We start from the raw sequence: 21,554 nt of genomic DNA, 5'->3' as shown, positions 1-21,554 counted from the left end.
TTTTGCAAAAGTTTTGCAAAAGTTTTGCAAATCGCAGACAACAAAAAAGGGCTCACCTTTCGGTGAGCCCTTCTAGACCGCCCAGCAGAGCGGATTTTGTTTGGTAGGCGCGATTGGACTCGAACCAACGACCCCCACCATGTCAAGGTGGTGCTCTAACCAACTGAGCTACGTGCCTGCTGTGAGGCGGCATTCTACGGAATTCCGGAGGGGTGTCAACACCTTTTTTTCACCTAACCCTATGAATATGCAAAATATTTAATTTCGCCTCAGCGACGAAGAGTTTCCGGTGGCTGGCGGAGGTTTTTCAACTCGGGTAGGATCGACGCACTCGTAAAATATATTAAACAGAGGCGGCAGGATGGCGAACACCCAATACCCAGAGTCTTATTACGCTGCGTCGGCCAATGCCGTACCACCACGCCCTGTGCTGCAGGATGATGTGGAGACGGACGTCTGTGTGATCGGCGCCGGGTATACCGGGCTGTCGTCCGCCCTGTTCCTGTTGGAGAACGGTTTTCGCGTAACCGTGCTGGAAGCGGCGAAAGTCGGTTTTGGCGCCTCGGGCCGCAACGGCGGGCAGATCGTCAACAGCTATAGCCGCGACATCGACGTCATTGAACGCACGGTCGGCCCCAAGCAGGCGCAACTGCTCGGCGAAATGGCCTTTGAAGGCGGCCGGATCATTCGCGAGCGCGTGGCCAGATACAACATCCGGTGCGACCTGAAGGACGGCGGTGTATTCGCCGCCCTTTCCGCCAAACAAATGGGTCACCTGGAATCGCAAAAGCGCCTGTGGGAACGCTTCGGCCACACCCAGCTGGAACTGATGGATCAACGCCGCATTCGTGAAGTGGTGGGTTGCGATCAATACGTCGGTGGCATGCTCGATATGAGCGGCGGCCACATCCATCCGCTGAATCTGGCGCTCGGTGAAGCCGCGGCAGTCGAGTCTCTCGGCGGCACCATCTATGAGCAATCACCTGCCGTGCGCATCGAGCGCGGCGCCAATCCGGTTGTGCATACGCCGCAGGGCAAGGTCAGGGCCAGGTTCATCATCGTCGCCGGCAACGCCTACCTCGGTAATCTGGTACCGGAACTGGCGGCCAAATCGATGCCGTGCGGTACCCAGGTGATCACCACCGAGCCGCTGGGCGATGAGCTGGCGAAGGCGCTTTTGCCGCAGGATTACTGCGTGGAGGACTGCAACTATCTGCTCGACTACTATCGCCTGACCGCCGACAAGCGCTTGATCTTCGGTGGCGGCGTGGTTTACGGCGCTCGCGATCCGGCGAACATCGAAGCGATCATCCGCCCGAAGATGCTCAAGGCTTTCCCGCAACTCAAGGACGTGAAGATCGACTACGCCTGGACCGGCAACTTCCTGCTGACCCTTTCGCGCTTGCCGCAGGTCGGGCGCCTGGGCGACAACATCTATTACTCGCAGGGCTGCAGCGGTCACGGCGTCACCTACACGCACCTGGCGGGCAAGATCCTCGCCGAAGCGTTGCGTGGTCAGGCCGAGCGCTTCGATGCCTTTGCCGACCTGCCGCACTATCCCTTCCCCGGAGGGCAATTGCTGCGCACACCGTTTGCCGCGCTGGGCGCCTGGTATTACGGGCTGCGCGATAAGTACGGCCTATAAACACCATTGTGGCGAGGGGATTTATCCCCTCGCCACAGTAGATTCAGCAAGGCTTAGGATCAGAGCTGATCCCGAGCGATCCCGGTGCGAATGCGCAGGATATCCGCCAGCACCGCCAGCGCAATTTCCGCCGGTGTCTTGCTGCCGAGGTTGAGGCCGATCGGCGCATGAACCCGCGCCAGCTCTGCCTCACTCAAGCCACCAATGCGGCGTAAGCGCTCGAAGCGTTTCTGCGACGTCTGCTGCGATCCCATCACACCGATGTAAAACGCTTCGGTGCGCACCGCTTCCATCATCGCCAAATCGTCGATGCGCGGATCATGGGTCAGCGCCACCACTGCCGTGTCGCGATGGCAGCCTCCGTCGGCAATGAACACCGAAGGCAACTGCCGACGGATTTCCACGCCATTGAGCACCACACCTTCAAGCACTTCATCGCGCGGATCGCAGAGAATCACTTCGAAGCCAAGCCCTACCGCGAACTCGGCACAGGCCTGCGCCACACTGGAGTAGCCAGCGAGCAACAAGCGCTGTGCTGCACCGACACGGATGCGCACCCGATCGATCTCACGCTCGATCCGCGCGCCCTGCTCGCGATCAGCAAACAGAGCGCGCGCACCGCTGGCCAGATCGACTTCGCGAAGCAGCCGACGCTGACCCAGCAGCGCCGATCCCAGTTCACGCAGGTGCGCCTGCACCGCGCAGTCGGCATCAAGCTTCTCAACCAGCACATCAAGAATGCCGCCACATGGCAGACTGACCCGCGAGCGCGGATCATCGCCTTCGCCGTAACGCACGACGCTGACCGCTTCGTGAAACGCACCTTCGGCGACGCGCTGAAGAAAGTCCTCCTCGACGCAACCGCCCGACAGCGAACCGATCCACTGCCCGCCTTCGTTCACCGCGAGCAGCGAACCCGGCGCGCGCGGTGCCGAGCCGTAGGTGGCCAGCACGGTGCACAGCCAGATTCGCTGCCCGGCCACCGACCATTCCAGCGCCCGACGCACCACTTGCAGATCGAGATGCTGCATATCAGTGGGCCTTGTGCTCGACGCTCGGCGCGTCGGCTTGCAGCTTCTGCACTTCGCTCACCGCCAGTTCAGCGCCCTGCCCGCCCCAACCCTGACGCAGGTAGTTAAGCAGATCGGTCAATTGCTCAGGACTGAGCTTTTCAGCAAACCCCGGCATCGGCTGCATGTGTTCGAACCCGGAGAACTTCTGTTCGCCGATGCCATCCTCGATCACTCGCAACAGGTTGCGCGGATCTTCCAGACGCAACGTGGTGTTGCCACGCATGGCCACTGCGATGTGCGGTTTGCCCTCACCGCCAGCCGCGTGGCAACCGGCGCAGACGTTCAGATATTCCTGACGGCCGCGCTGAGCACTCGCGCTGAGCTTGTCGAGCGGCACCTCGACGAGCTCTTTGGCTGGCGGCGGTTGCTCGCCAAGGAGGAATGTCGCCATTGCCGCCAGGTCAGCATCGCTCAGACCTTGAGTGCTGTTGTGAAACACCGGGAACATTTCGTTGAACATCGTTCCTTGCGCGCTCATGCCATGCTTGAGAAACGTGCTCAGATCCTGCTGATTCCAGCCGCGCGCGGCCAGGTCGGTGGCCAGCAGGCTCGGTGCCAGATAACCATTGAGGATGCCGCCGGTCATGCGCTTGTCCATTTGCATCGCGCCGGGCAGGCCGCGTGGCGTATGGCATTCGCCGCAGTGACCGAGAACGTCGACCATATACTGGCCGCGCTTCCACGCTTCACTTTTGCCCTCGACCGGTTCCAGCTTGACGTCTTTGCCGTAGAGCATGTTCCAGCCCGTCAGGCCCAGACGCACATTGAACGGAAAGCTCAGACTGGTCACCGGCGCGGCGCGTTCGATCGGCTCGATGGTTTTCAGATACGCGTGAATCGCATCGGAATCGGCGCGCGGCATCAGGTGATAAGAGGTGTACGGCATCGCTGGATACAAATTCGCACCGTCGCGCCGCTTGCCTTCGGTCAGCGCAGCGAAGAACTCGTCATCGCTGTACAGACCGATGCCGTGCTCTTTGCTCGGGGTGATGTTGGTGCCGTAGATCGTGCCGAATGGCGAGACGATCGGCAGGCCGCCGGCATAGGGCGCGCCACCGGGTGCGGTGTGACAAGCCATGCAGTCGGCGGCGCGGGCGAGGTATTCGCCGCGCTTGACCTGATCATCAGCCTGGACCGCCAAAAGCGGCACAGCCAGTCCGACCGCAAAAGTCAGGCGGGTCAGTAAATGCTTCATGCTCAACCCTCCTTGACCAGGCCGAGATCGGTCAGCACGTTGCGCGTGGCGTTGTAATAACGCACGTACCCGGTGCAGCGGCAGACGTGATGGCCGAGGCTGTCCTCGATCACCTGTTCCAGCTTGCTCTGTACGGTTGGCTGGCGTTGCAGCTTCTCCACCAGCACGGTGGCAGCGTTGACGAAGCCTGGCGCGCAGTAGCTGCACTGGAAGGCGAACTCGTCGACAAAGCGCTGCTGGATCGGATTGAGCTCGGTGACCTGACCCTGCTCGTCGCGAGTGGCGTGGCCTTCGATGGTGCGGACTTTCTTGCCCTCGAAGTAGTGCGCGCCGGTGATGCAGGTGCGCACTTCTTCGCTGGTACCGTCGGGGTTATCGACGATCACCACACAGGCGTGGCAGATCCCCTGACCGCAGCCCAGCCGCGAGCCGGTGAGGTTTTTGTATTCGTGCAGGTAGTCGATCATCGGCAGGTCATCAGGGATGTCCACCGGGCCGACGGATTGACCATTGAGGGTCAGTTGAAGCGGACGGTTAGCCATTGAGGGCCTCCTTGATGCGCGCAGCGGTGATAGGCAGGTCACGAACACGTTTCCCGATGGCGTGCGCCACGGCGTTACCGATGGCACCGACAATCGGGATCATCACCACTTCGGCGATGCCCTTGGACGGATCGCTCGGCGACAGCGGCGGCAGGATCTCCGCAGTCTGCCTCCACACGGCAACATGACGCGCCATCGGCAGACGGTAACGGTTGAAGTTCCAGTCACCCTCCCCCGGCCCGCCTTCGTACAACGGCATCTCTTCCATCAGCGCATGACCAATACCCATGGCGATACCGCCTTCGAGCTGGCCCTTGACCAACTCTTCAACCAGTACCCGACCACACTCGATCCACGAATGGTGGTTGAGCACCTGAACTTCCGCCGAGCCTTTATTGACCTTCAACTCGACCAGCGTCGCGACCGGGCTGTAATAGGTCACGGCAGCGTTGTTCAACTGCACTACCGGGTAGTTGACGTTCTGCCGATCAAGCAAGTGGAAGCCGGCGCTGTTCATCTGCGCTTTCTTCGCTTGCGGCGCGCCATCGCCGTATTTCACCGCCAGACCGTCGAGCGGCAGGCGCTCGCGCACGCCGTCGATGCTGTATTCAGCCTCGGCCCAGCTCCAGCGGTTGAAACCATGCACCGTAGCGCCCGTCACCAGACCGCGCTCGTGGGCGCGCTTGGCCAGCTCTTCGAAACTCAGCGGCTGCATGCCGTTGGCGGTCAGCTTGCCGTCGATCCAATGCGCATCTTCGCGGCGCACCACGTACGGGTTGGCCTGGCCGCCGTACGGCCCCTGACGCCAGATCTCCAGCGCCGCCGGCCACAAGCCGTGGTTGAACAGCACACGCGCCGCTTCACGGGTCGCGTGGCTGAAGTAATAGGCGGAGTTGGTCGCCGAAGACGCCGACGCCAGCTTGCCGACCCAGCGCGGGTTGCGCAGCAGATTGTCCTGCTCGGTCTGACTCATGATGTACGGGTTGCCGCTGGTGATCAGCTGCATTTCCTGCCATTCGGTTTCGCCGGTCTTCACCTCGTGCGCGGGGCTGCCGAGGAAATCGGCGACAACCAAGGCTTGCGAAGTGGACATGCCGGTGCCGATTTCGATACCGATATGGCGCAGGGTGATGCGCCCGTCTGCGGTGAATTCGATGCTGGCCATCGGCGCTTCGGAGCCGGTGCCGAAGTCTTTCTGGCAGATGGCGAAACCGACGCCGTACCAGTTATCCGGATCTGCCGCTTCACGTTGCTGCTTGATCGTGTCGCGATTTTTCCAGACTTCGTGCACCGAGGCCTTGTCGAGAATTTCGTGCAGGCGCAGTGCACCGGCCGGGATTGCGCCCTGGGTGTTTTTCATGCCGGAACGCAGGGCATTTCTGCGGCGCAAGTCTATGGCGTCGACACCCAGGCGATTGGCGATCTCGTCGACCATCATTTCGGTGGCCGCCATGCTTTGCAGAGTGCCGTAACCGCGCATCGAACCCGCCTCGACCGCGCGCGAGTGATACGCGGTGACTTGCAGATCGTTCTGCGGCATGTAGTAGATCGACTGCGCAGCCGTGGCGCCAACCGCCGCCACCGATGGGCTGTAGTTGACCCGACCGCCGCCGTCGACGCTCATTTCCGCGCGGAAAATCTTGAAGGTGTAGTCGTTCTTGTCCACGGCCAACTGGTAGCGGATGTCGAACGGGTGACGCTTGATGCCGCTCTGGAACTGCTCGTAGCGGTCGTTGGCCAGACGCACCGGGACACCGGCGCCGTACAGTGCGGCCAAGGCTGCGTAGTAGACAAAAATGTTGTGGTCTTTGGAGCCATAGCCGACGGTATAGCCCGGGTGCATGTTCAGGTTGGCCAGGCCGAAACGCGATGGCCCGATCATCTTCGCGGTCTCGGTCGCGACTTCCAGCGGGCACTGCGTCGCCACGACGAAATGCAGGGCTTTGGTTTTCGGGTCGTACCAGCCGTTGCCGTTGTCCGGCTCGAGGGCGGCCGGTTCGATCGACGGCGTCTTGTAGCGCTCATCGAACACCAGCCAGTTGTCTGGCGGCGTGTCGATTTCCTGCTTCATGCGGTCGGCGTAGAACAGGCCGCGCTCGGTGAGGTTGCCATGCAGGTTCGGCGATGCATTCCACACTGGACGGCGGTTCTTCAGCATCGGGAACAGAATCGAATCCTTGAGGCTGGCGAATTCGTCTTCGTCCGCCGAGGTCGCGCCACCGACACGCACGTAGCGGAAGCTGCCGTAGGGGTCGCCTTCGTAGAACGGCACCTTGGCGCCGTACCGAATCGCTTTGTCATTGAATTTGAGTTGATTCTTGGCCTGACGGAAACGCTCGAAATCGTTCCAGATCAGGATCGCCACCGGGTGACCGATGAACATCGGCACTCTACCTTCCGGCAGCAATGGATCAGGCGCGTGCTCTTCGGGGAAGACGATACCGTCCTTGTCCAGATCGGCAGCGGTGACGATGCGGTCCGGCTGCAGATCGGCGCCGAGCCACGACAGGTCGTAGCCTGCGTAGATACGGTCGGCCTTGATGGTTTTCAGCAGCATCGCGTGGCCTTGTTGTTCAGGCCAGCCGGGCATGTCCTTGGCACGGATGTCGCGGGCAAAAACCTTGCTGCCGCAGACCTTGGACAAGGCATCGTTGCGTTGGCGCGCCTTGCCGTTATTGCCGAGCCATTTCTCGGACGGCACGGTGACGCTGTTTTCCATCAAGGCAGCCAGCGCCTGACTGCTGAGCGGCGTAAGCGTAACGCTCACACCCGCCACCAGCCCGCCCTGGAGGAACGAGCGCCGGGATATTTCACGGTTGGACATGGATCATCCTCTGGGCGGTTATAGGTCCGCCCTTGTGGTTATCTACTGGGGATCTCGAGTCGTGCAGAAGCTCTTTCTGGCGACGCAAAGAGCTGTGTTGCCAGTGCAAAGCTGACCGAAAGGTTAACTTTAAAGGTTTCTGCGCCCACAGCAAACAACCAGTTACAAAAACCTGACTAAATAATCAAAAAAATCAATGCGACGTGGCACCGCATCCGATCCGCCGAGATAACAGAGCGAGCCTATGTGGGAGCGAGCCTGCTCGCGAAAACGTTTTTCCAGGCAATACAGATTTTGAATGTGCCGGCGCTTTCGCGAGCAGGCTCGCTCCCACAGGGATTCGCGTGGACTTAAGGAGAGAGGAAGAGGAATAACCAAATTTCAGACACAAAAAACCCCGGTCTTTCGACCAGGGTCTTTGCTATCGATCCGATCCAGCCTATGACTGGTTTCGGCGCTTCAAGGCGTTCAGTGGTCCTTGAAACAGATATGGCGCAGCGGACGGGACTCGAACCCGCGACCCCCGGCGTGACAGGCCGGTATTCTAACCGACTGAACTACCGCTGCGTATCGCTTTGAGCTTGCGCTCAAGTAACTCGTTTTGATTGCCGGCTTCGGTGCCTGGCAATCACGAACCAGATGAATCTGACTCGTAAAATATGGCGCAGCGGACGGGACTCGAACCCGCGACCCCCGGCGTGACAGGCCGGTATTCTAACCGACTGAACTACCGCTGCGCGTCGGTGCAGGCACTTTCAGCCTACTCTCTTGCTTGCGCAAGCTTCTCGGGAGTGGTGGGTGATGACGGGATCGAACCGCCGACATTCTGCTTGTAAGGCAGACGCTCTCCCAGCTGAGCTAATCACCCGTTTGCATCTCCGAGGCCGCGAAATTTACGCAGGTGGCGAAGCTAAGTCAATAGCAGGATTGGAGTTTTTCTGAAAAAGACGAAATTGCTTCATTCCTGAAGAAGCCATCGACCGATGGACCGCATTCGCGAGCAGGCTCGCTCCCACAGGACGCGGCTTCGCTTGTTATTCCGTGTAGATCATCTTCTTGGTCATGCCGCCATCGACGACAAATTCCTGCCCGGTGACAAATCCCGCATTGCGCGACAGCAACCACGCCACCATCGCCGCCACGTCTTCGACCGTCCCCACCCTGCCCGCCGGATGCTGAGCATGATCGGCATCGGCCAAAGGTTCGGCGCGACGCACCGAGGGATCACGCGCGTCGATCCAGCCCGGACTGACTGCGTTCACGCGGATTTCCGGCCCAAGGCTGATTGCCAGCGCATGGGTCAGCGCCAACAGCCCGCCCTTGCTCGCCGCATACGCCTCGGAGTCCGCCTCCGACTGTCGCGCGCGGGTCGAGGCCAGGTTGACGATCGAACCGTTATGCGCACGCAGGTACGGCGCGCAGTGCTTGGCCAACAACATCGGCCCGCTGAGATTCACCGCCAGCACCCGATTCCAATGCGCCAGATCGAGGCTTTCCAGAGTGATATTGTGCGGATCGGCCACCGCCGCGTTGCAGACCAACGCATCGAGGCGACCAAACTGCCCGAGCACTTCGGCCACGCCCAGCGCGACCTGGTTTTCGTCGGCAACGTCCATGGCGATGAACCAGGCATTCTCGCCGAGCACCTTCGCCACTTTCGAACCACGCGCCCGATCGAGATCGGTCAGCACCACTTGCCAGCCTTCGCTGATCAGCCAGGCGGCAATCCCAAGGCCGATACCGCGCGCAGCGCCAGTGACCAGCGCCACGCGGCCATGGGTATTGGTCGCCGGTGTGGACAACTCGATCACAATGCCGCCAGACCGCGCGCCAAGTCGGCTTGCAGGTCAGCCACATCTTCCAGACCGACCGCGACGCGGATCAGACTGTCGCGAATCCCCGCCGCTTCACGCTCCTGTGGCGCCAGACGGCCGTGGGAGGTGGTGCTTGGATGGGTGATGGTGGTTTTGCTGTCGCCAAGGTTGGCGGTGATCGAAATCAACCGCGTGGCATCGATAAAGCGCCAGGCGCCTTCTTTGCCGCCCTTGACCTCGAAGCTGACCACCGCACCGAAGCCCTTCTGCTGGCGCTGGGCCAGCTCGTGTTGCGGATGGCTCTTGAGGCCGGCGTAATGGACTTTCTCGATGCCGTCCTGCTGCTCCAGCCATTCGGCCAGCGCCTGAGCATTGGCGCAGTGCGCTTTCATGCGCAGGTTGAGGGTCTCGAGGCCTTTGAGGAAGATCCACGCATTGAACGGGCTGAGAGTCGGCCCGGCGGTCCGCAGAAAACCCACTACTTCTTTCATCTGTTCACCGCGACCGGCAACAACGCCGCCCATGCAGCGGCCCTGACCGTCGATGAACTTGGTCGCCGAGTGCACGACAATATCCGCGCCGAGCTTCAGCGGCTGCTGCAACGCTGGAGTGCAGAAGCAGTTGTCGACCACCAGCTGCGCGCCCTTGGCGTGCGCGATTTCTGCCAGTGCGGCGATATCCACCAGTTCGGCCAACGGATTGGACGGCGATTCGACAAAAAGCAGTTTGGTGTTGGATTTGATTGCCGCACCCCAGGCCGACAGATCGGCCAGCGGGACGTAATCGACTTCGACGCCGAAGCGCTTGAAATACTTCTCGAACAGGCTGATGGTCGAGCCGAACACGCTGCGCGACACCAGCACGTGATCGCCCGCACTGCACAGGCTCATCACCACCGCCATGATCGCGGCCATGCCGGTGGCCGTGGCGACGGCCTGCTCGGCGCCTTCAAGCGCAGCAATGCGCTCTTCGAATGCGCGCACGGTCGGGTTGGTGTAACGCGAGTAGACGTTGCCCGGCACTTCGCCGGCAAAGCGCGCCGCCGCATCGGCAGCGGTGCGGAACACATAGCTGGAGGTGAAGAACATCGGATCACCGTGCTCGCCTTCCGGCGTGCGGTGCTGACCGGCACGCACGGCCAGGGTATCGAACGCTACGCCTTCGAGGTCGCTGTCCAGCCGACCGGCATCCCATTCCTGACTCATGCTGTCTCTCCTTTGTTCACGAACAATAAATATCAGATACAAAACCGGCCCCTCAGGGCCGGTGGAAACTCAGTTGTTGTACAGATCGATGATCGCACTGACTGCCTGGGTCTTGACCTTCGAGGCATCGTTGCGCGCCTGTTCGATCTTGTTCAGGTAAGCCTCGTCGACGTCACCAGTCACGTACTTGCCGTCGAACACCGCACAATCGAAGTGCTCGATCTTGATCTTGCCGCCACCGACCGCTTCGATCAAGTCAGGCAAGTCCTGATAGATCAGCCAGTCAGCGCCGATCAGATCGGCCACGTCCTGAGTCGAACGGTTGTGCGCGATCAGTTCGTGGGCGCTCGGCATGTCGATACCGTAGACGTTCGGGAAGCGCACCGCAGGTGCCGCCGAGCAGAAGTAGACGTTTTTCGCGCCGGCTTCGCGGGCCATCTGAATGATCTGCTTGCAAGTGGTGCCGCGCACGATCGAGTCATCGACCAGCATCACGTTCTTGCCACGGAATTCCAGCTCGATGGCGTTGAGCTTCTGGCGTACCGACTTCTTGCGTGCCGCCTGGCCCGGCATGATGAAGGTGCGACCGATGTAGCGGTTCTTGACGAAGCCTTCGCGGAATTTCACGCCCAGGTGATTGGCCAGCTCCAGCGCGGCAGTACGGCTGGTGTCCGGAATCGGGATGACCACGTCGATGTCGTGCTCAGGACGCTCACGCAGGATTTTCTCGGCGAGCTTCTCGCCCATGCGCAGACGCGCCTTGTACACCGACACGCCGTCGATGATCGAATCCGGACGCGCCAGGTAGACGTGTTCGAAGATGCACGGGGTCAGGGACGGGTTGGTTGCGCACTGACGGGTGTGCAGCTTGCCATCTTCGGTGATGTAAACCGCTTCGCCCGGCGCGAGGTCGCGGATCAGGGTGAAACCGAGCACGTCCAGGGAAACGCTTTCCGAGGCGATCATGTACTCGACGCCTTCGTCGGTGTGACGCTGGCCGAACACGATCGGACGAATGCCGTGCGGGTCGCGGAAACCGACGATGCCGTAACCCGTGACCATCGCCACAACGGCGTAACCACCCACGCAGCGGTTGTGCACATCGGTCACAGCGGCAAACACGTCTTCTTCGGTCGGCTGCAGCTTGCCGCGCTGGGCCAGCTCGTGGGCGAACACGTTGAGCAGCACTTCCGAGTCGGAACTGGTGTTGACGTGACGCAGATCGGATTCGTAGATCTCTTTGGCCAACTGTTCAACGTTGGTCAGGTTACCGTTGTGCGCCAGGGTTATGCCGTACGGCGAGTTGACGTAGAACGGCTGGGCTTCGGCCGACGTCGAGCTGCCGGCAGTCGGGTAACGGACGTGGCCGATACCCATGTGGCCGACCAGACGCTGCATGTGACGCTGCTGGAACACGTCACGCACCAGGCCATTATCCTTGCGCAGGAACAACCGGCCATCATGGCTGGTCACGATACCGGCAGCGTCCTGGCCGCGGTGCTGGAGCACGGTTAGCGCGTCATACAGCGCCTGATTGACGTTCGACTTACCGACGATACCGACGATGCCACACATGCGACGCAACCCCTACTTAATGGATCTGAACTGAACAGCACTCACTGAGGCGTTTTCGCCGTCGGCAAGAGCTGCTCCTTGAACGGAATCTCAGCGGGTACGCTGATTCCGCTGGCAAGCCACTGACTGCTCCACCCGAGTATCAGGTTTTTGGACCAGTCGGCGACCAATAGAAACTTGGGCACGAGCTGTGATTCTTTCCACCACCCGTCCTGCTGTACCGGCCCCAGGCTCAACAGCCCGACCGCCACGACCACCAGCAACACGCCACGCGCTGCGCCGAAGGCCATGCCGAGGAATCGATCGGTCCCGGACAACCCGGTGACGCGAACCAACTCGCCGATAAGATAATTGATCATTGCGCCCACGATCAGTGTGGCGACAAACATGATGGCACAGCCCGCGATCACGCGAGCCGATGGGGTTTCGATGTATCCGGCGAGGTACTCGGACAGTGAGCCACCAAACATCCAGGCAACCGCTCCTGCGATGATCCAGGTCAGCAGCGATAACGCTTCCTTTACGAAGCCGCGGCTCAGACTGATCAATGCGGAGATGGCGATGATTGCAACGATCGCCCAGTCAACCCAGGTAAATGGCACAGTGCAGCCTACAGACGGATAAGGCGGCGCATTTTAGCAGAGCGCATGGCTGTCGGTAAGCTGCGATTGTCAGTGCTTTTCAATCGAGGTGATAGATTTCAGCCACGTTCAGGCTGAAAACGGACAACGAAGCCCTTGAGGTTCTGTTGACGGCTCAGCAGATCACGCAGACGATCGGCTTCGGCACGTTCGATCAGCGGACCGACGAAAACCCGATTCTTGCCATCCGCCGAACGAATGTAGGCGTTATAACCCTGGCTGCGCAGGTTCTTCTGCAGGCTTTCGGCGCTGGCGCGGCTCGACAGACTGGCCAGTTGCACCGACCAGCTCACCGACAGACCGTTGGCATCGACGCGGCTCTGCGTGGTGTCAGGCTTGCTGGTTGCCGAGGTGATCGGCTGAGCCGGCGCCGGAATCGGCTTGGCCACCGGTGGCGGCGTCGCCGGGCGGGCAATCTGCGCCGGGATGGTCGGTGCCGGGGCGGCCGGAGCAGCAGCCGGAGCAGCAGGCACCACTTCTTCAGCGACCTCTTCGTCCGTTGGCACCGGCTCTTGCGGCAAAGCCTGGGGCTCAGGCACGGCGACCGGGTCCATTTGCACTTGCGGCATGGCCGAAGGCTGAGGAGCAGCCGGGGCCTCGACAGTCACCTGACGCTGCTCGTCCTGACGGGAAAACAGCATCGGCAGGAAGATCACCGCCAGCGCCACCAGCACCAGCGCGCCAACCATGCGCTGCTTGTACGCTTTATCCAGCAAAGCCATTTGCCGCTTCCTCCGTGGAGCGCCGGGCCAGCCATACAAGGGCCTCGGCGACACAATAAAATGATCCAAACAACAGAATCTCGTCGTCGCTGGTCGCAATGGCGCACTGCCCTTCCAGAGCGGCCGCAACGCTGGCATAGGACGTAACCGAAGCGCCAAGGTTCTGCAGCGCTGTCTCAATCTCAGCCACGGGACGCGCGCGCGGCGAATCCAGCGGCGCGACAGCCCAATGCGCGACACTAGCATTCAATTCGCCAACAACACCATCCAGATCCTTGTCCGCAAGCAACCCGAACACCGCCAGACGCTTGCCAACCGGCGGCCGCGCAGCCAGCCGTCGCGCGAGATATTCAGCGGCATGCGGGTTGTGACCGACATCCAGCAACAGGTTCAGGCGCTTGCCGTTCCATTCGAACGAACGACGATCGAGGCGTCCGACCACGCGCGTCGCCAGCAATGCAGGGACTATCTGTTCGGCATTCCACGGCAAACCTGTCAGCAGATAGGCTTGCAGCGCCAGCGCGGCGTTTTCCATCGGCAGATCGAGCAGCGGCAAGTCGCGCAACTCGACCACCTGGCCTAGGGCATCGGTGCCGCGCCACTGCCAATGCTGCTCGGTGATGCCAAGATCGAAATCGCGTCCACGCAGGAAGAACGGGCAAGCCAGTTCGTGCGCCTTGTCGAGCAGCGGTTGCGGAGGATTCAGGTCGCCACACAGAGCAGGCTTGCCCTGGCGGAAGATTCCGGCCTTCTCGTAGGCTACGGATTCGCGGGTATTGCCCAGATAATCGGCGTGATCGACACCAATACTGGTGACCAGCGCGATGTCGGCATCCACCACATTGACGGTATCCAGACGCCCGCCCAGACCCACTTCAAGCACCACAGCATCAAGCGCGGACTGTTGGAACAGCCAGAACGCCGCCAGGGTGCCCATTTCGAAGTAAGTCAGGGAAGTGTCGCCGCGGCCCGCCTCGACCGCAGCAAAGGCTTCGCACAGCTGGGCGTCAGTGGCTTCGACGCCATTGAGTTGCACCCGCTCGTTATAACGCAGCAGGTGCGGAGAATTGTAGACGCCAACGCTCAGGCCCTGCGCACGCAGCAACGAAGCCACGAACGCGCAGGTCGAACCCTTGCCGTTGGTGCCGGTGACCGTGATCACCCGAGGCGCCGGCTGGCCCAGCCCCATGCGGGACGCTACCTGTTGCGAACGCTCCAGGCCCATGTCGATGGCCGAAGGATGCAACTGCTCGAGGTAGGCGAGCCATTCACCAAGGGTGCGCTGGGTCATACGTTGGCAGGCACCGGCGGAACCACGATCGGCTCGATCGGCGCGGCGACGAACTTCGGCGTCGGCTTGCCAGTCATCTGTGCCAGCAGGTTACCCAGACGCGGGCGCAGCTCCTGACGGTGAATGATCATGTCGATTGCACCGTGCTCCAGCAGGAATTCGCTGCGCTGGAAGCCTTCCGGCAGTTTTTCGCGCACGGTCTGCTCGATTACCCGCGGACCGGCGAAGCCGATCAGGGCTTTCGGTTCGCCAACGATGACGTCACCGAGCATCGCCAGACTGGCGGAAACGCCGCCGTAGACCGGGTCGGTCAGTACGGAGATGAACGGAATGCCTTCTTCACGCAGGCGCGCCAGCACGGCCGAGGTCTTGGCCATCTGCATCAGCGAGATCAGCGCTTCCTGCATGCGCGCGCCACCGGAAGCGGCGAAGCAGATCATCGGGCAGCGGTTTTCCAGTGCGTAGTTGGCAGCGCGCACGAAGCGCTCACCGACGATGGCGCCCATGGAACCGCCCATGAAGTTGAATTCGAATGCCGAAACCACTACCGGCATGCCCAGCAGGGTACCGCTGACCGAGATCAGCGCATCTTTCTCGCCGGTCTGCTTCTGCGCAGCGACCAGGCGGTCCTTGTACTTCTTGCCGTCGCGGAATTTCAGACGGTCAACCGGCTCCAGGTCAGCACCCAGTTCGTTGCGGCCTTCCGGATCGAGGAAGATGTCGATACGCGCACGTGCGCCGATGCGCATGTGGTGGTTGCACTTGGGGCAAACGTCCAGGGTCTTTTCCAGCTCCGGACGGTACAACACCGCCTCGCAGGACGGGCATTTGTGCCACAGACCTTCAGGCACCGAGCTCTTCTTGACCTCCGAGCGCATGATCGAAGGGATCAGTTTGTCTACTAACCAGTTGCTCATGCTTTCTTTCTCCAGTACCGGCGGCCCGAACGCTCTGGTTCGCAGCCCCGCGTATGCCCTTGAGCTAAATTCATGTGTGTGGCGATGGTTGCTGAACAGTCGCGGTCAGCGCGGAACATGACCTGCGTACGATTCAGCAACCCTCAGCCGCGCCTGCTTTGTGCAAGTGCATTGATGGACGGCGGCAGACTGCCAGCCGTCACATCGACGATGTATTGCCGCGCACCGCGTTGATGAATGCGCGAATCTTGTGGTGATCCTTGATGCCTTTGCTCGCTTCTACCCCGCCGCTGACATCCACCGCGTAGGGCTTGACCCGTGCTACCGCGTCGGCAACGTTATCCGGCGTCAGGCCGCCGGCCAGAATCAGCGGCTTGCTCAGGTGTTGCGGAATCAGTGACCAGTCAAACGCCTCGCCGGTTCCGCCGGGCACCCCTTCGACATAGGTGTCGAGCAGTACGCCACTGGCGCCGGGAAAGGCATCGCAGGCAGCGGCAATGTCATCGCCAGCCTTGACCCGCAGCGCTTTGATGTATGGACGATGCCAGCCTTCGCACTCCTGCGCGCTTTCATCGCCATGGAATTGCAGCAGATCCAGCGGCACCGCATCGAGGATTTCTCCCAGCTCGCATCGACTGGCATTGACGAACAGCCCCACGGTAGTGACGAACGGCGGCAACGCCTTGATGATCGCCCGCGCCTGCTGCACGTTCACCGCTCGCGGGCTCTTGGCGTAAAACACCAGACCGATCGCATCGGCGCCGGCTTCGACGGCGGCCAGCGCATCTTCGATGCGGGTAATGCCGCAGATCTTGCTGCGAACAGCTGACATGTCAGGAAAACCTCAAGGCAAAATCCGAAAACGTCCCGGATGGTAACAAAAGCGTTCGACAGCGTCAGCCGTCAAGTTCGGAGAAACCCGTAAGGAAATGTGGCCCGATAAAGCGCTCGGGTAACGGGAATTCGTCGTGGTACTCGACCTGCACCAGATAGAGCCCATATGGATGCGCCGTCACCCCGCCGGAGCGACGCTCGCGACTCTCCAGCACTTCTTTCATCCACTCCACGGGGCGCTCCCCGGCACCAATGGTCATCAGCACACCGGCAATGTTGCGCACCATATGATGCAGGAACGCGTTGGCACGAATGTCGAGCACGATCATCTTGCCGTGACGGGTCACGCGCAGGTGATGCATCTTTTTGATCGGTGACTTGGCCTGGCACTGACCAGCCCGGAACGCGCTGAAATCGTGGGTACCGATCAGGTACTGCGCGGCCTCGGCCATACGCTCGGCGTCGAGCGGACGGTGATTCCAGGTGATTTCTTCATTGAGGTGCGCCGGGCGGATCTGATCGTTGTAGATCACATAGCGATAACGCCGGGCAATGGCTTTGAACCGAGCATGAAAATGTGCCGGCATGACCCTGGCCCAACTGACGCTGATGTCGTGGGGCAGATTGATGTTGGCGCCCATGACCCAGGCTTTCAGCGAGCGATCAACCTGGGTGTCAAAGTGCACCACTTGGCCGCAGGCATGCACGCCGGCGTCGGTACGCCCGGCGCATTGCAGGGAAACCGGTGAATTGGCGACTTTCGACAGGGCTTTTTCAAGCTCTTCCTGCACCGTCGCCACACCGGTCAACTGACGCTGCCAGCCGCTGTAGCGCGAGCCTTTGTACTCAACGCCCAGCGCGACGCGGTAAAAGCCATCGGGCGCCATTTCGGCGACCGGGTTATCTATGTTTGCCAAGGTGGGACAGCCTGCTGATTCTGCAAAGGCGGGCATTATAAGGTGGTGGGCCGGGGATGCCAGAGTTCTCTATCGGCAGTACCGCCGCCTTCGCGAGCAGGCTCGCTCCCACATTTGCAATGCATCCCACTGTGGGAGCGAGCCTGCTCGCGAAAGCAATCGATCAGACACCGCCGAATCCGGCACCAACAAAAACGGCAGCCCCACCGGGCTGCCGCTTGTTGTTTACCGCTGAACTTACGCCAGGTTGGAAAGCATTTCCTTGGCCTCGCCCCGCTGCTTCTCGTCACCCTCGGTCAACACTTCGTTGAGGATGTCGCGCGCACCGTCGGCGTCGCCCATGTCGATGTAGGCCTGGGCCAGATCGAGTTTGGTCGCCGCTTCGTCGGTGCCGGCGAGGAAGTCGAAATCGTCTTCGCCCAGATCGTCACCCATCGCCGCGTCCGCTTCGGTGAAGCTCGGTTCGGCCATGCTCTGCGACAGGCGATCCAGCTCGGCATTGACGTCGTCCAGCTCGGCCGCGAAGGCATCCGGCTCAGCAGCCGGATTGCTGTCCATTTCGTCCGCCAGCGACAGGTCGAAATCAGCTGGCAGCTCCAGATCGTCCTGCGGCACGTCAGCGACAACCGGCGTCTCGACCGGCGGCAAGTCCTTCACGCCGTCGTCCAGATCCAGCAGGAAGTCATCTTCAGCCAACGTGGCCGGCGATGGTTCGGCGCCGAGATCCATATCCAGATCGAAGTCCGACAGATCGTCGAGATTGTCTTTCATCTCGGTCTGTTCCTGCAGCACCGAGGCGAAGCTCAGATCGTCTTCGGCCGGAAACGCGTCGAGCTCGACCGGCGCTTCTGGCTCGGCCACTGGTGCAGGATCGACCGGGGTGATGTTGTCGAGATCGTCCAGACTCAAATCGAACGCAGTGTCGAGGTCGTCAGCAGGGGTCTCGGGCGCTTGCGGCTCGTCTTGCAGCAGTTCCTTGACGTACTGCGCGTCCAGCTCGGCAGCGACGGCGGCAGCCGCCAGTCCACCGGCAGCAACCACGGCCATGGCCGGGAAGCGGCTTTTCAGTGCTTCGACCTTGGCGAAGTTATCGCCATTGGCCACGAGTTGACGCTCCTGCGCGACGAACGCATCGCGGTCGCCCTGCTGACCGTAGACTTCCATCAACTTCAGGCGCAGATCGCTGCGTTCCGGCTCAAGGCTGACGCCCTCTTCCAACAGCGCGGAGGCCTGATTGAGGCGACCGGCATTGATGTGCGATTGCGCTTTGTCGAGCACATCGTCCGAACGCTCGCCGGCCGGGGCCACCAGAGGCGCGGCGATAGGCGTGGCCATCACCACCGGAGCAACGACCGGTGCAGGGGTTGGCGCAGGCGCTGGAGCTGGAGCTGGAGCTGGCGTATTGAGTTTGACGCTGGCCGCCGGGGTTTCCAGACCAGAGAAGCTGCTTTCCGGCAGATCCTGCTCAGCAGAGAACTCTTGCTCTTCAGCCAGAGCGCGGGCCATGCGCAGGTGCTTTTCAGCTTCCTGCTGGGCTTTGCGACGACGCGCCAGCAGCAACAGCAGAAGCAGCAGAACCACCGCACCGCCGCCGATCAGGCCGAGCAGAATCGGATTGGTCAGCAGTTCATTGAAGGCTTTGTCGTCATCGGCGGCAGCAGGCGTGGTTTCAACCACCGGCTCGACGACTGGCTCAACCGGGGTTTCCGCTGGCGGCGCGATGGCCGACTCTGGAGTCGGTGAAGCCGCTGCGGCGTCGGCCGGGGTGGCTGGCGGTGTTGCGGCCAGTTCGGCAGTGATCGCCGGCACCGGCGGCACAGCAGCGGTGGCGCCAGGCGCAGCGCCGGCGCCGTCGGCCTGCATCTTCGCCAGTTGATTGTTCTTCAGCTCGATCAGCTTTTGCAGCTTGTCCAACTGGCTCTGCAGATCCGCCATGCGGCTTTTCAGTTCCTCGTTGTCACGACGGGTCGTGTCGAGGTTTTCCTGAGCGATTGCCAGTTTGTTGCTCAGCGCCTTGGCGTCGCCGGCCGGGCCTTTCGCACCGGGCCTGGCGCTTTCCGCCGAGACCAGGCTCAGGTTGTCCTGAGTGTTGGCCGCTGCACCGGTATTGCCACGGCCACGATTGGTCGCATCCAACTGCTGCTGACCGGTGCCAGGCTTGGCCACGTAACGACGGCCCTGACGCCAGGCTTCGTTCTGCGCCGCCACTTCAGCGATGGCTGCCGACTGCGGCAGCGCCGTGCTTTGTACCGGGTCCGGCAGACGCAGCACCTGACCGGTTTTCAGACGGTTGATGTTGCCGTCGATAAAGGCATTTGGATTGAGCGCCTGAATCGCCAGCATGGTCTGCTGCACCGAGCCGCCGTTGCGCGCCTTCGCGGCGATTTCCCACAGGGTGTCGCGCGGCGTGGTGGTGTATTGATTGCGATGGGTGGCGCCAGTGGTTGGCGCGGTGATGGTCTGCGACGGCGCCGGTTGCGCGGCGGCGTCAGCGGTCTGCGGCGAGAACTTCGACGGATCGAGCAGCACGCTGTAATCACGCAGCAGGCGGCCATTGGGCCACATCACCTGCACGAGGAACTTCACCATCGGTTCCGACAGCGGTTGGCTCGAGGTCACGCGCAACACGCTTTTGCCGCTGGCGTTGAGTACCGGGGTGAACGTCAGATCATTGAGAAAGGCCTGACGATCAACGCCGGCCTTGGCGAAATCTTCAGGGGAAGCCAGGCTCGGCACCACCTCGGCGGCGGTGAGATCCTTGACGTCGAGCAGCTCGATTTCAGCCACCAACGGCTGGTTCAGGGTCGACTTCAGGGTCAGCTCCCCGAGCCCGAGGGCATGCGCCATACCGGAGGACAGCGCCGAGGCGGCCGCTATTGCTAACACCAGTTTGCGAACTTGAACCATAGCCTCATCCTTTGTTTGAACGTTCCTCGGCCAGCGAGAAGCTTTTGAATACCGCTGCCGTAAGGCATTGCGCGCGACGACGGGGGTCGCCGCGCGCGATCATTTCGGTGCTGCCCCGGAAAGTCCCGGAGGGTGACTCGTCATCGACGCGCTTCGGGCAAGCATAGCGCTCACCTAGAATCAGTCGACAAATTGTTGCCAAGTATCTTTTACAGCAGGTCTTTTATCAACAACTCAGCCAGTTGCACGGCATTGAGCGCCGCGCCTTTGCGTACGTTATCTGACGTCAGCCAAAGATTTAGTTCCGCCGGGTCGTCGACGCCAGTGCGTACGCGGCCGACGTAGACCACGTCCTGCCCCACCGCATCGCCGACCGCGGTCGGATAATCGCCGGCCTCGACCAGCTCGATGCCCGGTGCAGCCTCGAGCGCGGCGTTGACTTTTTCCAGGTCAACAGCGCTGCCCGACTGCAAGGTCACGCTAAAGCTATCGCCAAAAAACACCGGGGCTTGAACGCAAGTGGCAGAAATCTTCAATAAAGGTTTTGCCAGCACCTGGCGCAACTCGCGCACCAGACGCTTTTCCAGCAGCGTGTGGCCCTGCGCATCAGGCGTACCGACTTGCGCCAGCAGGTTGAACGCCATCTGCCGATCAAAGAAGGTCGGCTCCAGCGGACGCATGTTCAGCAGCTCGGCAGTCTGCCGCGCGAGCTCGGTTACCGCCTCGCGACCTTGCGCAGAAACGGCCAGGTTGGCGGTGACGTTGACGTATTGCAGATCGAGCAGATCAAGCAACGGCGCCAGCACCACGGCAAGCGTAGTGGCCGACGGGCTTGGGCTGCTGACCTGGAACGGGCTTTTCAGACTGGCGAGAATATCGCCATTGGCCTCGGGCACCACCTGCGGCGCCTGATCGGCAGGCAACGCGCCGGACAGGTCGATCAACGAGCAACCGGCAGCATGGGCGCGGGCGGCGTAACTCAGCGACACCGCAGCGCCAGCGGCGAAGAACACCAGTCTGACCTTGCTGAAATCGAACTCGTCGACCTCGCGCACGCGGACGTTTTTGTTGCGGAACAGCACCGAGCTGCCGGCCGATTCGCTGCTGGCCAGCAGGTGCAGATTGCCGACCGGGAAGTCGCGCTCTTCGAGAATCTGTACGAGGGTTTCGCCGACAGTACCGGTGGCGCCGATAACGGCGATATCGAAAGTCTGGGTCATGGAGCTACCTCTGGCAAAACGGGGGGAGCGGCACTTTACCGGGTGGGTGGCGCACAGGCAATTTCTGCGGGATTTGCGGCGGCTGTGCCGGCCCTTTCGCGAGCAGGCTCGCTCCCACAGGGACCGCATTTCAATGTGGGAGCGAGCCTGCTCGCAAAAAAGGCGGCACAGATACCGGAGAAATCCTTGGCATAAAAAAACCCGCACCTCTCACAAGGCACGGGCTCTTTCA

The 21,554-nt window shown here is 61.4% G+C and carries 16 protein-coding genes and 4 tRNA genes; 1 reads left to right on the top strand and 19 read right to left on the bottom strand.

The features are described from left to right. Positions 1-101: 101 nt before the first annotated feature. Positions 102-178 (bottom strand) — tRNA-Val (locus tag HU724_RS10335). Positions 179-361: 183 nt separating this feature from the next. Between HU724_RS10335 and HU724_RS10330 the strand changes: the two genes are divergently transcribed. Continuing rightward, the gene (locus tag HU724_RS10330; protein ID WP_122700521.1) at positions 362-1,645 is read left to right on the top strand and encodes an NAD(P)/FAD-dependent oxidoreductase; all 1,284 of its coding nucleotides are present in this window, start codon (positions 362-364) and stop codon (positions 1,643-1,645) included. Between the two features lie 59 nt (positions 1,646-1,704). Here the strand turns inward: HU724_RS10330 and HU724_RS10325 are convergent, their stop codons facing one another. The 18 genes from HU724_RS10325 to HU724_RS10240 all read right to left on the bottom strand — a co-directional run bounded on the left by HU724_RS10325 (position 1,705) and on the right by HU724_RS10240 (position 21,322). Then, positions 1,705-2,676, bottom strand: a complete 972-nt coding sequence (locus tag HU724_RS10325) for an XdhC family protein (RefSeq protein WP_186565618.1) — start codon at positions 2,674-2,676, stop codon at positions 1,705-1,707. Position 2,677: 1 nt separating this feature from the next. Continuing rightward, a complete protein-coding gene (locus HU724_RS10320) occupies positions 2,678-3,913 on the bottom strand; it encodes a c-type cytochrome (protein ID WP_186565620.1) in 1,236 nt (411 codons plus the stop codon). A 2-nt stretch (positions 3,914-3,915) separates the two neighbouring features. Beyond that, a complete protein-coding gene (locus HU724_RS10315; RefSeq protein ID WP_186565622.1) occupies positions 3,916-4,455 on the bottom strand; it encodes a (2Fe-2S)-binding protein in 540 nt (179 codons plus the stop codon). Beyond that, positions 4,448-7,279 carry a xanthine dehydrogenase family protein molybdopterin-binding subunit gene (locus HU724_RS10310; protein ID WP_186565624.1) on the bottom strand — a complete coding sequence of 944 codons (2,832 nt, stop codon included), beginning with the start codon at positions 7,277-7,279 and terminating at the stop codon, positions 4,448-4,450. The genes HU724_RS10315 and HU724_RS10310 overlap by 8 nt, the downstream gene beginning before the upstream one ends. 490 nt (positions 7,280-7,769) lie before the next feature. Further along, a tRNA-Asp gene (locus HU724_RS10305) sits at positions 7,770-7,846 on the bottom strand. Between the two features lie 93 nt (positions 7,847-7,939). Beyond that, positions 7,940-8,016, bottom strand: a tRNA-Asp gene (locus tag HU724_RS10300). A 55-nt stretch (positions 8,017-8,071) separates the two neighbouring features. Continuing rightward, positions 8,072-8,147, bottom strand: a tRNA-Val gene (locus tag HU724_RS10295). 166 nt (positions 8,148-8,313) lie between these two features. Beyond that, positions 8,314-9,090: an SDR family oxidoreductase gene (locus tag HU724_RS10290; protein ID WP_186565626.1), complete on the bottom strand. Its 777-nt coding sequence runs from the start codon at positions 9,088-9,090 to the stop codon at positions 8,314-8,316. Further along, complete coding sequence (locus HU724_RS10285) at positions 9,087-10,298, bottom strand: O-succinylhomoserine sulfhydrylase (protein WP_041478539.1); 1,212 nt, start codon at positions 10,296-10,298, stop codon at positions 9,087-9,089. The genes HU724_RS10290 and HU724_RS10285 overlap by 4 nt, the downstream gene beginning before the upstream one ends. 69 nt (positions 10,299-10,367) lie before the next feature. Beyond that, on the bottom strand, positions 10,368-11,873 hold the full coding sequence (gene purF / locus HU724_RS10280; protein ID WP_016773943.1) for an amidophosphoribosyltransferase: 1,506 nt from the start codon (positions 11,871-11,873) through the stop codon (positions 10,368-10,370). Positions 11,874-11,914: 41 nt separating this feature from the next. Continuing rightward, entirely contained in the window at positions 11,915-12,475 is a 561-nt protein-coding gene (locus HU724_RS10275; protein WP_016773942.1) for a CvpA family protein, read from the bottom strand. 98 nt (positions 12,476-12,573) lie between these two features. After that, positions 12,574-13,236 carry an SPOR domain-containing protein gene (locus HU724_RS10270; RefSeq protein ID WP_024012393.1) on the bottom strand — a complete coding sequence of 221 codons (663 nt, stop codon included), beginning with the start codon at positions 13,234-13,236 and terminating at the stop codon, positions 12,574-12,576. Next, positions 13,220-14,527: a bifunctional tetrahydrofolate synthase/dihydrofolate synthase gene (gene folC / locus HU724_RS10265; RefSeq protein ID WP_186565628.1), complete on the bottom strand. Its 1,308-nt coding sequence runs from the start codon at positions 14,525-14,527 to the stop codon at positions 13,220-13,222. The genes HU724_RS10270 and folC overlap by 17 nt, the downstream gene beginning before the upstream one ends. Continuing rightward, positions 14,524-15,444 carry an acetyl-CoA carboxylase, carboxyltransferase subunit beta gene (gene accD / locus HU724_RS10260; protein ID WP_016773939.1) on the bottom strand — a complete coding sequence of 307 codons (921 nt, stop codon included), beginning with the start codon at positions 15,442-15,444 and terminating at the stop codon, positions 14,524-14,526. Before accD ends, folC begins: the two co-directional genes overlap by 4 nt. 199 nt (positions 15,445-15,643) lie before the next feature. Further along, positions 15,644-16,276: a phosphoribosylanthranilate isomerase gene (locus HU724_RS10255; RefSeq protein WP_186565630.1), complete on the bottom strand. Its 633-nt coding sequence runs from the start codon at positions 16,274-16,276 to the stop codon at positions 15,644-15,646. A 64-nt stretch (positions 16,277-16,340) separates the two neighbouring features. Then, positions 16,341-17,165, bottom strand: coding sequence for a tRNA pseudouridine(38-40) synthase TruA (gene truA / locus HU724_RS10250; RefSeq protein ID WP_016773937.1), 825 nt, complete (start codon positions 17,163-17,165; stop codon positions 16,341-16,343). 267 nt (positions 17,166-17,432) lie between these two features. Beyond that, positions 17,433-20,102: a motility hub landmark protein FimV gene (locus tag HU724_RS10245; RefSeq protein WP_186565632.1), complete on the bottom strand. Its 2,670-nt coding sequence runs from the start codon at positions 20,100-20,102 to the stop codon at positions 17,433-17,435. 209 nt (positions 20,103-20,311) lie between these two features. Beyond that, complete coding sequence (locus tag HU724_RS10240) at positions 20,312-21,322, bottom strand: aspartate-semialdehyde dehydrogenase (protein ID WP_186565634.1); 1,011 nt, start codon at positions 21,320-21,322, stop codon at positions 20,312-20,314. Positions 21,323-21,554 lie beyond the last annotated feature (232 nt).

Source organism: Pseudomonas iranensis, assembly GCF_014268585.2.
Classification (GTDB): Bacteria; Pseudomonadota; Gammaproteobacteria; order Pseudomonadales; family Pseudomonadaceae; genus Aquipseudomonas; species Aquipseudomonas iranensis.
The sequence above is the reverse complement of the archived record's forward strand: the minus strand, read 5'-3'. Positions and strand labels throughout refer to the sequence as shown.

Coding starts and splice junctions, on each gene's coding strand:
- HU724_RS10330 (WP_122700521.1), top strand. CDS start 362: ATGGCGAACACCCAATACCCAGAGTCTTATTACGCTGCGTCGGCCAAT.
- HU724_RS10325 (WP_186565618.1), bottom strand. CDS start 2,676: ATGCAGCATCTCGATCTGCAAGTGGTGCGTCGGGCGCTGGAATGGTCG.
- HU724_RS10320 (WP_186565620.1), bottom strand. CDS start 3,913: ATGAAGCATTTACTGACCCGCCTGACTTTTGCGGTCGGACTGGCTGTG.
- HU724_RS10315 (WP_186565622.1), bottom strand. CDS start 4,455: ATGGCTAACCGTCCGCTTCAACTGACCCTCAATGGTCAATCCGTCGGC.
- HU724_RS10310 (WP_186565624.1), bottom strand. CDS start 7,279: ATGTCCAACCGTGAAATATCCCGGCGCTCGTTCCTCCAGGGCGGGCTG.
- HU724_RS10285 (WP_041478539.1), bottom strand. CDS start 10,298: ATGAGTCAGGAATGGGATGCCGGTCGGCTGGACAGCGACCTCGAAGGC.
- purF (WP_016773943.1), bottom strand. CDS start 11,873: ATGTGTGGCATCGTCGGTATCGTCGGTAAGTCGAACGTCAATCAGGCG.
- HU724_RS10270 (WP_024012393.1), bottom strand. CDS start 13,236: ATGGCTTTGCTGGATAAAGCGTACAAGCAGCGCATGGTTGGCGCGCTG.
- folC (WP_186565628.1), bottom strand. CDS start 14,527: ATGACCCAGCGCACCCTTGGTGAATGGCTCGCCTACCTCGAGCAGTTG.
- accD (WP_016773939.1), bottom strand. CDS start 15,444: ATGAGCAACTGGTTAGTAGACAAACTGATCCCTTCGATCATGCGCTCG.
- HU724_RS10255 (WP_186565630.1), bottom strand. CDS start 16,276: ATGTCAGCTGTTCGCAGCAAGATCTGCGGCATTACCCGCATCGAAGAT.
- truA (WP_016773937.1), bottom strand. CDS start 17,165: ATGGCGCCCGATGGCTTTTACCGCGTCGCGCTGGGCGTTGAGTACAAA.
- HU724_RS10245 (WP_186565632.1), bottom strand. CDS start 20,102: ATGGTTCAAGTTCGCAAACTGGTGTTAGCAATAGCGGCCGCCTCGGCG.
- HU724_RS10240 (WP_186565634.1), bottom strand. CDS start 21,322: ATGACCCAGACTTTCGATATCGCCGTTATCGGCGCCACCGGTACTGTC.